Annotated in this window: 16 protein-coding genes; 8 read left to right on the top strand and 8 right to left on the bottom strand. The window is 63.2% G+C overall.

The window, feature by feature from the left end; all coding sequences use genetic code 11:
• Position 1: 1 nt before the first annotated feature.
• The 4 genes from NKJ12_RS14010 (at position 2) to NKJ12_RS13995 (ending at position 1,557) form a co-directional block, all read left to right on the top strand.
• Positions 2-247 (top strand): hypothetical protein, encoded by a 246-nt coding sequence (locus NKJ12_RS14010; RefSeq protein WP_352703243.1) that lies wholly within the window; start codon positions 2-4, stop codon positions 245-247.
• Positions 248-284: 37 nt separating this feature from the next.
• Positions 285-572 carry a hypothetical protein gene (locus tag NKJ12_RS14005; RefSeq protein WP_352703241.1) on the top strand — a complete coding sequence of 96 codons (288 nt, stop codon included), beginning with the start codon at positions 285-287 and terminating at the stop codon, positions 570-572.
• Between the two features lies 1 nt (position 573).
• Positions 574-1,122, top strand: coding sequence for a DinB family protein (locus NKJ12_RS14000; protein ID WP_352703239.1), 549 nt, complete (start codon positions 574-576; stop codon positions 1,120-1,122).
• A gap of 123 nt (positions 1,123-1,245) precedes the next feature.
• Entirely contained in the window at positions 1,246-1,557 is a 312-nt protein-coding gene (locus tag NKJ12_RS13995) for a BrnA antitoxin family protein (RefSeq protein ID WP_352703236.1), read from the top strand.
• A 19-nt stretch (positions 1,558-1,576) separates the two neighbouring features.
• Here NKJ12_RS13995 and NKJ12_RS13990 read toward each other — a convergent pair whose 3' ends face one another.
• Positions 1,577-1,801: a type II toxin-antitoxin system Phd/YefM family antitoxin gene (locus NKJ12_RS13990; protein WP_352636607.1), complete on the bottom strand. Its 225-nt coding sequence runs from the start codon at positions 1,799-1,801 to the stop codon at positions 1,577-1,579.
• A gap of 50 nt (positions 1,802-1,851) precedes the next feature.
• Entirely contained in the window at positions 1,852-2,964 is a 1,113-nt protein-coding gene (hppD, locus tag NKJ12_RS13985; RefSeq protein ID WP_352703234.1) for a 4-hydroxyphenylpyruvate dioxygenase, read from the bottom strand.
• A gap of 139 nt (positions 2,965-3,103) precedes the next feature.
• Between hppD and NKJ12_RS13980 the strand changes: the two genes are divergently transcribed.
• The gene (locus tag NKJ12_RS13980) at positions 3,104-3,571 is read left to right on the top strand and encodes an Lrp/AsnC family transcriptional regulator (RefSeq protein WP_352703232.1); all 468 of its coding nucleotides are present in this window, start codon (positions 3,104-3,106) and stop codon (positions 3,569-3,571) included.
• Between the two features lie 9 nt (positions 3,572-3,580).
• Here the strand turns inward: NKJ12_RS13980 and NKJ12_RS13975 are convergent, their stop codons facing one another.
• The 4 genes from NKJ12_RS13975 to aztA all read right to left on the bottom strand — a co-directional run bounded on the left by NKJ12_RS13975 (position 3,581) and on the right by aztA (position 6,747).
• Positions 3,581-3,919, bottom strand: a complete 339-nt coding sequence (locus NKJ12_RS13975; protein WP_352703229.1) for a protein tyrosine phosphatase family protein — start codon at positions 3,917-3,919, stop codon at positions 3,581-3,583.
• Between the two features lie 182 nt (positions 3,920-4,101).
• Complete coding sequence (aztC, locus tag NKJ12_RS13970) at positions 4,102-5,043, bottom strand: zinc ABC transporter substrate-binding protein AztC (RefSeq protein ID WP_352703227.1); 942 nt, start codon at positions 5,041-5,043, stop codon at positions 4,102-4,104.
• Positions 5,044-5,065: 22 nt separating this feature from the next.
• The gene (gene aztB, locus NKJ12_RS13965) at positions 5,066-5,941 is read right to left on the bottom strand and encodes a zinc ABC transporter permease AztB (RefSeq protein ID WP_254817491.1); all 876 of its coding nucleotides are present in this window, start codon (positions 5,939-5,941) and stop codon (positions 5,066-5,068) included.
• Positions 5,941-6,747 (bottom strand): zinc ABC transporter ATP-binding protein AztA, encoded by an 807-nt coding sequence (gene aztA, locus NKJ12_RS13960; RefSeq protein WP_352703225.1) that lies wholly within the window; start codon positions 6,745-6,747, stop codon positions 5,941-5,943. Before aztA ends, aztB begins: the two co-directional genes overlap by 1 nt.
• Positions 6,748-6,959: 212 nt before the next feature.
• Here aztA and NKJ12_RS13955 point away from each other — a divergent pair, with 212 nt between their 5' ends.
• Positions 6,960-7,304, top strand: coding sequence for a RidA family protein (locus NKJ12_RS13955; protein ID WP_352703223.1), 345 nt, complete (start codon positions 6,960-6,962; stop codon positions 7,302-7,304).
• 176 nt (positions 7,305-7,480) lie between these two features.
• On the opposite strand, the gene hutC is transcribed toward NKJ12_RS13955, so the two are convergent.
• Positions 7,481-8,242, bottom strand: a complete 762-nt coding sequence (hutC, locus tag NKJ12_RS13950) for a histidine utilization transcriptional repressor HutC (protein ID WP_352703221.1) — start codon at positions 8,240-8,242, stop codon at positions 7,481-7,483.
• Positions 8,239-9,591, bottom strand: coding sequence for a formimidoylglutamate deiminase (locus NKJ12_RS13945; protein ID WP_352703218.1), 1,353 nt, complete (start codon positions 9,589-9,591; stop codon positions 8,239-8,241). Before NKJ12_RS13945 ends, hutC begins: the two co-directional genes overlap by 4 nt.
• A 98-nt stretch (positions 9,592-9,689) precedes the next feature.
• On the opposite strand from NKJ12_RS13945, the gene hutI reads away from it, so the two are divergent.
• Positions 9,690-10,940, top strand: a complete 1,251-nt coding sequence (gene hutI, locus NKJ12_RS13940) for an imidazolonepropionase (protein WP_352703216.1) — start codon at positions 9,690-9,692, stop codon at positions 10,938-10,940.
• A complete protein-coding gene (hutH, locus tag NKJ12_RS13935; protein WP_352703213.1) occupies positions 10,937-12,472 on the top strand; it encodes a histidine ammonia-lyase in 1,536 nt (511 codons plus the stop codon). The genes hutI and hutH overlap by 4 nt, the downstream gene beginning before the upstream one ends.
• Positions 12,473-12,589 lie beyond the last annotated feature (117 nt).

The raw sequence follows: 12,589 nt of genomic DNA, 5'->3' as shown, positions 1-12,589 counted from the left end.
CATGCTGGCGATCTTCATCCTGGCGATCCGCCTGAGCTATCGCATCGAGGCGCGCTCGCCCGGCCTGACCAACCGCAGCGGCTTTCCGCGCAAGGCGATGATGTTTCACACCGTCACCAACACGAATGTCGCGCTGGACCAGGAAACGCAAGCCATGCGGCGGCGCATGATCGGGCTGCTGCTGATTGTTTTGGCTGGATTCCTGCTAATGTGGGCAGGCTTGTCTTTGGTCCGGTCACCGGCGTGATCTAGCTCAATCGTTCCTAACGCTGGTGGACCCCAAGATGCCTTACACCGCTACTTACCTTTGGATTGTGGGAATTTCTGGCATCGCTGCTGCCTGGCTTTTGATTTCGGCCATCCGGGTCTGCCGTCAGGTCGAGGATCGATCTGAAGGACTTCGTAACTTCAGTAGCGTGGCGCATCGGCCGAAGTTTGCTAACGTCGTTATGAATCGGGATGTTGCGAGCGATGTTGAAACGCAAGCGCTGCGCCGCGGTATGATCGCTCGTCTGCTAGCCATAGGTGCTATCGGTATCGCTGTGAATTTGATTGCCTGGGCTGGTGTGTAACATGGACCTGCTGAACCATTTTCGGCGCATGGCAGCCAACAATCTCTGGTCGAACGACCGGCTCTACCGCGCCGTGCTGCAGCTTGAGCCCGGCGAATTCGAAGCCGAACGGACGAGCTTCTTTCCGTCGATCAAGGCAACGCTGAACCACATCCTGGCGGTCGATCACCTCTATCTCGATTTTCTCGAAGAGGGCGGCGTCGGCGCCGCGGCCTACGATGAGTTCTTGCTCTTCGACGAAGCGGACGCGCTCTTTGGCAAGCGGACGGAGGCCGACCGGCGGCTGATCGCCTTTTGCGACCGCCTGTCGGCGGACGATCTCGAGCGCCGCGTCGTCACCGATCGGCGCGAGGACGGCATGATACCGGAACGGATCGGCGACCTGCTCGCCCATCTCTTCATCCACGACATCCATCATCGCGGCCAAGTGCACGCGATGCTGTCGGGCACCTCGGTGAAACCGCCGCAACTCGACGAGTTTTTCCTCGATTATGATCTGAAACTCAGGAAAGCCGAGGTCGAGAGGTTGGTGCTCGAAGGTCGCAATTAGTTGTAGTTACGAAAATTATTGACTTAATTATTGTAGGTACATAAATTCTGATGAAGATCGTTTGGGACGCCATCTCGAAAATTTCGATGCGCCCGGCAAGTCCCGCGGAAAGGAGATTGTTCAATGGCAAAGCGTAAGGTGCGCACCGAGTTCGAAGCTGGTCGCGGCTACAGCAAAGAGGACTGGGAAGCCGTTTCGGAGAATCCGGAATGGACAGAGGAGGATTTTCGAAACGCTCGTCCTTTCGCCGAAGCATTCCCTGAGCTTGCCGAAAGCATTCGCCGTTCGCGCGGCCGGCCGGCTCTCGATAATCCGAAGAAGCAGGTAACACTCCGTCTCGACAGTGACGTAGTCGCCCACTTTCGTGCCGGCGGCCCCGGCTGGCAGAGCCGCATCAACGAGATTCTGCGCAAAGCCGCCGGCCTCGCCAAATAGACGTTTGCCTGTGACAGCGTCATTTGGCATACCCGTCCCATTCGGGACCGAGTTCGTCAAAATCGTCGGCAATCCTGATTTTGCCCTTCATGGCGCCGACACGAGGCAGGGACTCGGGCACGGCTAGCGGCACGAGGCGAGCCGCAACCTTGCCGCGACGGGTAATCACAATCTCTTCGCCAGCTTCCGCGCGGCTGACGAGTTCCGACAGTCTTGCCTTGGCCTCTGCGATAGCAATGTTCATGGCCAAAGTCTGAGCTACTACTGACCGAATCGCAAGTCCGGCCGGTTAGCCTACTCCGCCGCCTGCACCTTCAGCACGCCGCGCTTGATCTGGTCCTGCTCGATCGATTCGAACAAAGCGCGGAAATTGCCCTCGCCAAAGCCTTCGTCGCCCTTCCTCTGGATGAATTCGAAGAAGATCGGCCCGATCACGGTTTTCGAAAAGATCTGCAGCAGGATCTTGGTCGTGCCGCCGTCGACGACGCCCTCGCCATCGATCAGGATGCCGTGCTTTTTCATACGTTCAATCGGCTCTTCATGGCCGTTCACGCGGGCAGAGGACATGTCGTAATAGGTCTCCGGCGGGCCCGGCATGAACTTCAGGCCGTTGGCAGCCAGCCTGTCGGTGGCGCCGTAGATGTCGTCGGTGCCGACGGCGATGTGCTGGATGCCCTCGCCATTATACTTCTTCAGATATTCGGCGATCTGGCTGGTCTCGTCCTTGGACTCGTTCAGCGGAATGCGGATCTTGCCGCAGGGCGAGGTGATGGCGCGGCTGACCAGCCCGGTGATCTTGCCGTCGATGTCGAAGAAGTGGATCTGCTTGAAGCCGAACAGGTCGCGATAGAAATCCCACCATTTGTCCATCTGGCCGCGATAGACATTGTGGGTCAGGTGGTCGAGATAATAGAAGCCGACGCCTTCCGGCCTGGGGTCGCGCTCGCCCAGCCAGTCGAACTCGGCGTCGTAAGCCGAGCCCTTCTCGCCGTAAGTTTCGATGAAATAGAGCAGCGATCCGCCGATACCGACGATCGCCGGCACGTCGAGCGTCTTGTCGTTGCCTTCATAGGGCGTCGCGCCCTTGGCCACCGCGTGATCGAAGGCATGCCTTGCATCGACCACCCGCCAGGCCATCGAGGCGGCGCAAGGGCCGTGCTTGTCGACGAATTTCATGGCATGCGAGCCGGGCTCGGCATTGACGACATAATTGATGTCGCCCTGCCGCCAGACGGTGATGTTCTTGCTGCGATGCTTGGCCACCGGCACATAGCCCATACGGGTGAACAGTTCGGCGAGCTTTTCTGGCTCGGCATGCGCGAATTCGACGAATTCGAAGCCGTCGGTGCCGGCGGGATTGGTCTTGCTGATCTTGGCGGGCGGTGCGTCGTGCGGGAAGGGACCCATGGCAGTGTCCTCCAAAACTGTTTGGCCTGGAAAGGCCATCTCAACCTAATGATAGCAAGGACGCAGTGCATGGTGCTTGCATTCAAACGCTTGAAATGATCAGGTAATGCGTGAATTGTGCATGTATGGAGAGAAACCCATGGATGAGGCGCGCATCGACCAGTTTGACCGCAAGATAATGGCTCTGCTGCAGGGCGATGCACGCCTGACCAACAACGACCTCTCGGAACGGGTGAACCTGTCGGCGTCGCAATGCTCGCGCCGTCGCCAGCGGCTGGAGGAGGACGGCTATATCAAGGGCTACCGGGCGGTGCTCGACCGCGACAAGCTCGGCTTTTCCCTTGTCAACGTCATCTCGGTGACGCTTGCCACTCACAACCGCGACAATGCGCGGCGTTTCGGCGAATTGGTGGCGCGGCTGCCGCAGGTGCAGGAAGCGCACGCGCTGACGGGCGAGATGGACTATATATTGAAAGTGGTGACGCCCAACCTGAAGTCGCTGTCGGAATTCGTCAACAGCGTGCTGCTGCCGCACGAATCCGTGCAGCACGTGAAGACGGCGATCGTGCTGGAGACGCTAAAGGAAACCGGCGCGCTACCGATCTGAGGGCGAATGTCACCCCTTCGACTGCTGGATCAGCCCATAAAGATTGGTGCAGCGGGCGCCGGAACGGCAGTAAGCGAAGACCGGGCCTTCAAGTTCCTCAAGCGCCTCGGCCTGGTCCTCGACATTCTCTGCCGTGATCTGGCCGCTGATGACGGGGATGTAGCGGAAGGCGAGCCCGGCGCCCTCGACCGCCGCCTTGACGGTGTCGGCCGATGGCTGGCCGAGCTGCTCATCGTCCGGCCGGTTGCAGATCACGCTTTTGAAGCCGGCGGCCTTGATGGTCGCGACGTCCTCGGGCTGGATCTGGCCCGAGACCGAATAGTCCTCGCTGATCTGTCGGTATTCCATGGCGGTGTCCTCGCAATCTGGTTAGCGGCAGTCTTGCCACTCCCTGACCCGGTCGGCAATCCGCGCGAAAAGAAATCCATCCGCGCAGATAGAGATTTCGATGCCGGAAATCCAGCCGGACGGCGCCGCGTGTGCTTGGATGCGCCATACGCCAGCCCGGCTGGATGAACGAGGTCGATCGCTCAGCTGCCGAGGATCGCGCCTTTGATCTGGGCGATGTTGTTGTGCATCAGGTCGATATAGGTCGCGGCCGGGCCGTCGGACTGCGACAGCGCATCGGAATAGAGCGTGCCGCCCACCTTGATGCCGGTCTCGCTGGCGATCTGCTCGATCAGCCGCGGATTGGTGATGTTCTCGACGAAGATCGCCGCCGCCTTGTCCTGCTTCACCTGGCTGACCAGCTTGGCCACGTCGGCGGCGGAAGGCTCCGACTCGGTCGACACGCCTTCCGGGGCCAGGAAGGTCAAGCCATAGGCCTTCTCGAAATAGCCGAAGGCATCATGCGAGGTGATGACGACGCGCTTCTCTTGCGGGATCGACTGGATCGCCGCCTGCACTTCGCCCTCGAGCGCATCGAGCTTTTGCGTATAGGCGGCTGCATTGGCCTTGTAGCTGTCGCAACCCGCAGCGTCGGCCGTGCAAAAGGCGTCGGCGATGTTCTTCACATAGATCTTGGCGTTGGCGATCGACTGGAAGGCGTGCGGATCGGTGACCGTCTTGCCGCCATCGGTTTCCGCGCCTTCGGCGGCGTCGGCCTCGGCGAATTCGGGTTTGAAATTGATCGGCGTGACCCCCTTGGTCAGCACGGCAATCGAAGCCTTGGTAGCGCTGGCGTCGACCAGGCGCTGCAGAAAACCTTCGAAATGCAGGCCGTTGACCAGCACGATGTCGGCCTTGGCCATGGCCACCGCATCGGCAGGGCTCGGCTCGTAGACGTGGGCGTCGCCGTCCGGCCCGACGATGGTGGTCAGATCGATGCGGTCGCCGCCGACATTCTTGGCGAAATCGGCGATGATGGTGAAGCTGGCGACCACTTTCAACGGCTCAGCAAAGGCCGACGAAGCGCCAAGGGCGGTTAATGTTATAACGCTCACGGCCAACGCGGTGCGGATCGATTTCAGCATGGACAGTTTCTCCTTGTTGGGATCAGGCAGTTCTGTGGCGGTGATGGACGATGCGGGCGCGCAGGATGCCGCGCGTGCCGAACAGGATCGAGGCGAAATAGACGACGCCGGCGGACAGGATGATGGCCGGGCCGGAGGGCAGTGACGCATGGTAGGACAACAGCAGCCCGGCAATGCAGGAGGCAAAGCCGATCACTGTGGCCAACACGCACATCGGCTCGACGCGCGACGTCCAGAAGCGGGCCGCCGCCGCCGGCAGCATCATCAGCCCGACCGACAGCAAGGTGCCGAGCGCCTGGAAACCACCCACGAGATTGAGCACGACGAGGCCGAGAAAGATGAAATGCACCGGGCTGCCCATCCGGCTGACCGAGCGCAGGAACAAAGGGTCGAGGCATTCGGCGACCAGCGCCCGCCAGAAGATGGCGAGGCTGGCCAGCGTCACCACGACGATGCCGCCGATCAGCGTCAGCGCCTCGTTGTTGAGCGCCAATACGGTGCCGAACAGCACATGCATGAGATCGACGCTGGAACCGCGGATCGACACCATAAGCACGCCGATGGCCAGCGAAATCAGATAGAAGGCCGCCATCGAGGCATCCTCGCGCTGGATGGTGAAGCGCGAGACGGCGCCGGCGCCGAGCGCCACGATGATGCCGGCGATCAGTCCGCCGATAGTCATCGGCAGGATTTCCAGGCCATAGAACAGGAAGCCGGCGGCAGCACCCGGCAGGATGGCATGCGCCATGGCGTCGCCGGACAGGCTCATGCGCCGCAGCATCAGGAACACGCCGACCGGGCAGGCGCCGAGCGACAGCATCATTGAACCGGCGAGCGCCCGCTGCATGAAGGCGTAGTCGGCGAACGGAGCGACGAACAGACCGTAGAGCACGTCCATCACGCCGCCCTCGGCCCCGGGCCGTGATGATGGTCATGGTCATGCCCGTGGCCACTGTGCTGGTGATCATGCTCGCCGGGCTCACACCATGGCGCGTTATCCTCCCAGGCTTCGTGGAAACGGCGCGCACGCAACAAATTCTCCGGCCGCAGCGTCTCCTTAGTCTCTCCCCAGGCGATCGGCTGGCGCGCCAGCAGCAGTGTTTCGGGGAAATTCTGCCGCACCAGATCGAGATCGTGGACCACAACCATGATCGTGCGCTCCTCGCCGTGCCAGCGCTTGATCAGCGCGATCAGGTCACCGACCGTCTTGGCATCGACGGCGTTGAACGGCTCGTCGAGCAGGATGAGCTCGGCATCCTGCAACAGCACGCGGGCAAACAGCGTGCGCTGCAGCTGGCCGCCCGACAACGTGTCGATCGGGCGCTTCTCGAAACCGCCGAGGCCGACGGCCATCAGCGCCTCGCTGACCGAGTCGCGATCTTCCCTTGTATAACGGCCGAGCATGCCGCGCCGCGGCCATAGGCCAAGTGAAACCAGGTCGACGACACGGGCCGGAAAGGAACGGTCGAGCTCTGATTGCTGCGGCAGATAGGCGGCGCGTACACCGGGCGCCCGGATCACCGCACCGGCCATCGGCTTCAGGACGCCGACAATGCCCTTCATCAGCGTCGACTTGCCGGAGCCGTTGGCGCCGACGACCGCCGTCAACGACCCCTTGCGGATCGTACCATCGAGGTGGTGGATCGCTGGGTGGCTGTTGTAGCCCAGCGTCAGGTCGCGGAAGGTCAGGCAGGTTTGGCTCATGTGACGATCCATGGGGCGACGATCGGTGGTGCAGGGGCGGATTCGATATGTGATGTTATTACATTAGTCAACAAGCCAATCGGGCGGAATTGCGGCCGGGCCGTCATGTTGTGTGCTTTGGCTTGGCTCAAGAAGTTCCGCTCGAGCGGCCTTGCTCCCGGCGAACCCGGCCCCTAAACAGGCGCAGCTGACAAGAGGAGAAGGAATATCCAATGAGCATTCGTCGCATCGATGTAGGCCCACGCATGAGCCAGATCGTCATCCACGGCAACACCGTCTATCTGGCCGGTCAGGTCGGCAAGCCGGGCGGAAATGTCGGCGCCCAGACCAGGGACATTCTGGCGGCGATCGACGAATTGCTGGCCAAGGCCGGCACCGACAAGACCAAGATCCTGCAGGCGATCATCTGGCTGGCCGACATGAGCACCTTCGCCGAGATGAACGCGGAGTGGGACAAGTGGGTACCACAGGGCAGCACGCCGGCCCGCGCCACCGGCGAAGCCAAACTTGCCGGACCGGAATATCTGGTCGAGATCATTGTTACCGCGGCGATTTGAGAATGCGGCTCTAACCCTCCCCCTCGAGGGGAGGGTCGGCGAGTAGTCGAAGCGAAGCGGAGACTGCGAGACGGGGTGGGGTCGGCGAGGTTGCTCCGACCCCACCCCGCGTCACAAAATGCCGCCGCGCGGCAATTTGCTCCGCGACCCTCCCCTCAAGGGGGAGGGTTAGGAGCTCACCCCTGCGACGGCGTGAACCTTGCCACGAGAGTGTGGTTCTCTGCCGCATAGGTGAAGCGGACATGGGTGACGGGGTGCTCGGCGCTCCATGTCCGCCGCTCGATCACCAGGCACGGCGCGCCGGTGTCGATGTCGAGCGCCGCCGCGATGTGCTTTTCGGCGGCGACCGCGCGGATGCGATGCTCGGCGGCACTCCACGGCACGCGCCCGATCAGCCACGGACCGGGCGCGGTCTCGAAAAACGCCTCTTCGGCGGCTTCCGGCACGGCAGCCAGGTTGATCAGCCGCTGCTCGTGGGCAAACGGCCGCTTGCCGGCGAAATGCAGGCATTCCAGCGCCAGCACCGGCCCGGCGACGTCGAGTTCCAACAGGGCGCGGTCGTCGGCGCTGCTGCGCCTTCTGCTTCGCGCCATGCGCTCATAGCGGTAGGGTAGGCCAAGTGCCTCGACCTCGATCCGGATGTCGTGGATTTCGAGAACGGCCGCCTGCGATTGCGGCCGGCGGACAAAGCTGCCCGAACGACGCCGGCGCTCGATCAGCCCGGCCTTGGCCAGTTGCGACAGCGCCTTGTTCACTGTCATGCGCGAACAATTGTATTCGGCCGTCAGTTCATGCTCGAACGGAATGCGGTGGCCGGGCGCCCAGGCACCCGACAGGATCCGTTCGCTGATGTCCGACAGGATGCGCTGGTGCAGCGAAAGAACCTCGCCGCCGTCCGCGCTTCCAGAATCCGCGCTTGTTGTCGCGATCATGCTCATGCCGAAAGCGCCGTCATCACCTGGCGGAACCGCTCGGCGATAGCATCGCGCCTGGCATGCATACCGCCGCTGACCAGTTTCCTGCCATGCACCCAGACGCAATCGATCTTGGTGCCGTTGGCAAAAATCCAGGCGTCAAGGATTGCATCGCCCGTCTTGCCGGCCAGCGATGGATGCTTGCCGTCAAGCGAGACGAAATCGGCCGGGGCACCTGCTGCGATCTGCGAGGGGCCGGCGCCCAGCGCGGCACTGCCACCATCGAGCGCTGCGTCGAACAAAGCACGGCCGGTCGAGCCGCCGGCGACGGCCAGCACGTTGCGGGCGCGGTGGGCGAGGCGCTGCGAATATTCGAGCTGCCGCAACTCGTCAGGCAGGCCGATCAGGACGTTTGAATCCGAGCCGATGCCAAAGCGGCCGCCATGCTGCATGAACAAGGACGCGGCAAAGGTGCCGTCGCCGAGATTGGCCTCGGTGATCGGGCAGAGGCCGGCAACGGCGCCGCTTTTCGCCAAATCGGTCGTCTCGGTGTCGGTCATGTGGGTGGCGTGGATGAGACACCAGCGCCGGTCGACCTTGGCGTTGGCAAGCAGCCATTCGACCGGTCGCGCCCCGGACCAGGCAAGGCAGTCCTCGACCTCCTTCATCTGCTCGGCGATGTGGATGTGGATAGGCCCCTCCGGCGCCATCACCGTGATGTCTTCCAGTTCCTCCGGTGTCACGGCACGCAGGCTGTGCGGGGCGACGCCGACGACGCCTTGGTTCAGCGCGCGAATGGATTCTCGGCATTTCTCAACAAGCCGCGAGAACTGGTTCACATCGTTGATGAACCGGCGCTGGCCTTCATTTGGCGCAGCGCCGCCGAAAGAGGAATGCGCGTAGAACACGGGCAGCAAAGTCAGCCCGATGCCTGTCTCGGACGCTGCGGCAACAATGCGCTGCGCCATCTCGGCGATGTCAGCATAGGGCCGGCCGTCACGGTCGTGGTGGAGATAGTGAAACTCGCCGACGCGCGAGAACCCGGCCTCCAGCATCTCGACATAGAGCTGGGCCGCAACCGCCTCGACCTGGTCCGGCGTCATCGACAGCGCGAAACGGTACATCACCTCGCGCCAGCTCCAGAAACTGTCGGCGGAAGGGCCGCGCAATTCAGCAAGGCCGGCCATGCCGCGCTGGAAGGCATGGCTGTGCAGGTTCGGCATGCCGGACAAAAGGATGGCACGGCGCTCGTCGCCGGGCAGGAGCGAGGTATTCGCCTCGACCGTGGCGATCCTGCCGTCGGAGATGACGATCCGCACATTGCTGTGCCAGCCGTCGGGCAGAAGCGCCTGTTCCGCAAAGATTGCCGTCACGTTTTTCTCCAAATCCCGGTCTGCCGTGCGATGATAGCGCTTGCAGTGCCTTTTCATATGTATATACATAATCGTCACCTATTGAAACGGAAAAGATGATGGCTGCAGAGAGCAAAAGCCGGGCAGGGGAGGTTCGCCTCTGGCGCAATGCGCGCCTCGCGACCATGGCCGAAAGCAGCCCCGGGTCAGGCGTTGTCGAGCACGGTGCAATCGCCGTGCGCAATGGCCGGATCGTCTATGCCGGGCCGGAAGCCGACATGCCGGCAGCGCTCCGCCCCAGAGCACTTGGCAAAGACGCCGAGGCGGCCGACTGCGAAGGCCGCTGGATTACGCCCGGCCTGATCGACTGCCACACCCATCTGGTTCACGCCGGCAACCGTGCCAATGAATTCGAGATGCGGCTGGCCGGCGCCAGCTATGAGGAGGTTGCCAAGGCCGGCGGCGGCATCGTTTCCTCGGTCAAGGCACTGCGCGCCGCCGGCGAGGACGAGCTGGTCGCCCAGTCGCTGCCGCGCCTCGATGCGCTGATCGCCGAAGGCGTCACCACCGTCGAGATCAAATCCGGCTACGGTCTCGACCTCGAAAACGAGAAGAAGTCGCTGCGCGCCGCACGACGGCTGGGCGGTGAGCGGCCGGTGACGGTCAGGACCACTTTCCTCGGCGCTCATGCACTGCCGCCCGAAGCAAAAGGCGACAAGGACGCCTTTATCGATCTTGTTGCCAACGAGATTTTGCCGGCCGTCGCTGCCGAGGGCCTGGCCGATGCCGTCGACGGTTTTTGCGAAGGCATTGCCTTTTGGCCGGAGCAGATCGCCCGCGTGTTCGATGCCGCAAAGGCGGCGGGCCTGCCGGTCAAGCTCCATGCGGACCAGCTGTCCAATCTGCACGGCGCCGAACTTGCGGCGCGCTATGGTGCGCTATCGGCCGACCACCTCGAATACACCGACGAGGCCGGTGCGGCGGCGATGGCGAAGGCCGGAACCGTGGCGACCATCCTGCCCGGCGCCTACTACTTCATCCGCGAGACCAAGAAGCCGCCGATCGCCTTGTTTCGCCAGCATGGCGTCAGGATGGCCGTTGCCACCGACAACAATCCTGGCACGTCGCCGCTGACCTCGCTGCTGCTGACCATGAACATGGCCGCGACGTTGTTCGGCCTGACCGTCGATGAATGCCTTGCCGGCGTTACCCGCGAGGCTGCCCGCGCGCTCGGGCTGCTTGGACAGACCGGCACGCTGGAGGCCGGAAAATCCGCCGATCTGGCGATCTGGAACGTCGAGCGCCCGGCCGAACTCGTCTACCGCATGGGCTTCAACCCGCTGCATGCCCGCATCTGGAGGGGACAATGACCGAACTCAAGCTAAGGCCGGGCAATGCCACGCTGGCCGATTGGCGCGCCATCTATCGCGGCGCCGCACTGAGGCTCGACGATGCCTGCCGGCCGAAGATCAAGGCCAGCGCCGAGGCCGTCGCCAGGATCGTTGCCAAGGGCGAGCCGGTCTATGGCATCAATACCGGCTTCGGCAAGCTGGCCAGCGTCCGCATCCCCGCCGCCGATCTGGAAACGTTGCAGCGAAACATCGTGCTGTCCCATGCTGCCGGCGTCGGCGAGCCGATGCCCGTCGCAATCTGCCGGCTGATGATGGCGCTGAAGCTGGCCAGCCTGGCACAGGGCGCCTCCGGCGTGCGGCCGCGGACGATCGAACTGCTCGAGGCGATACTGGCCAACGACGTTATCCCCGTGGTGCCGGCGCAAGGCTCGGTCGGCGCTTCCGGCGACCTTGCGCCGCTGTCGCACATGACCGCCGTGATGATCGGCGTCGGCGAGTGCTTTACCCCGCACGGCCGCTTTCCCGCCAAGGTCGCCTTCGTTTCGCACGGCCTGGAGCCGGTGACACTGGGCGCCAAGGAAGGCCTGGCACTGCTCAACGGCACCCAGTTTTCGACCGCCTATGCGCTTGCCGCTTTGTTCGAGGCGGAAGTGCTCTACCAGTCGGCACTGGTCGCCGGCGCGCTGTCGACCGATGCCGCCAAGGGCTCCGACGCTCCGTTTGATCCACGCATCCATCTGCTCAGGAAACATCGCGGCCAGATCGAGACGGCCGAGGCGTTGCGCAATTTGATGGCCGGCAGCGCTATCCGTGAATCGCACCGCGTCGGCGACGAGCGCGTGCAGGATCCGTATTGCCTGCGCTGCCAGCCGCAGGTGATGGGCGCAGCGCTCGACGTGCTCCGCAAGGCCGCCGAGACGCTCGGCACCGAGGCCAACGGCGTCACCGACAATCCGTTGATCTTTGCCGAGGACGACTCCGCACTTTCGGGCGGCAATTTCCATGCCGAGCCGGTCGCCTTCGCCGCCGACATGATCGCACTCGCCGTCTGCGAGATCGGCTCGCTGTCGGAGCGGCGCATCGCCATGCTGGTCGATCCGGCGCTGTCGGGCATGCCGGCCTTTCTCACGCCGAAGCCGGGTCTGAATTCCGGTTTCATGATCCCTCAGGTCACGGCGGCAGCACTGGTTTCTGAAAACAAGCAAAAGGCCTATCCGGCCAGCGTCGATTCGATCCCGACCTCGGCCAACCAGGAAGACCATGTCTCGATGGCGGCGCATGGCGCGCGCCGCCTCATCGGCATGGTCGAGAATGCGACGGCCGTCATCGGCATCGAATTGCTGGCCGCCGCGCAAGGCTGCGATTTCCACGCACCGCTGGCCTCGAGCGCGGCACTGGAGGCGGTGCGCCGGCTGGTCAGGGCAGAGGTGCCCCATCTCGACAACGACCGGCACTTCCACCCCGACATGGAGAAGGCCATCGCCATGATACGCAGCGGCGCGGCGGTCGAAGCGGCAAGCGCGGTAAAGCTGCCGGGGGTGACGTCGTGAGACGGTTCACCATCACAGGCCGCGTTCTGTCGCGCCCCCCTCTGTCCTGCCGGACATCTCCCCCTCCAGGGGGGAGATTGGCTGTCGTCTCGGCTTTCGCCAATCTCCAGCGTTGCA

Origin of the sequence: Mesorhizobium sp. M0195, assembly GCF_040322115.1 — a bacterium.
Lineage (GTDB): Bacteria > Pseudomonadota > Alphaproteobacteria > Rhizobiales > Rhizobiaceae > Mesorhizobium.
This window is presented reverse-complemented; position numbering and strand designations above follow the sequence as displayed.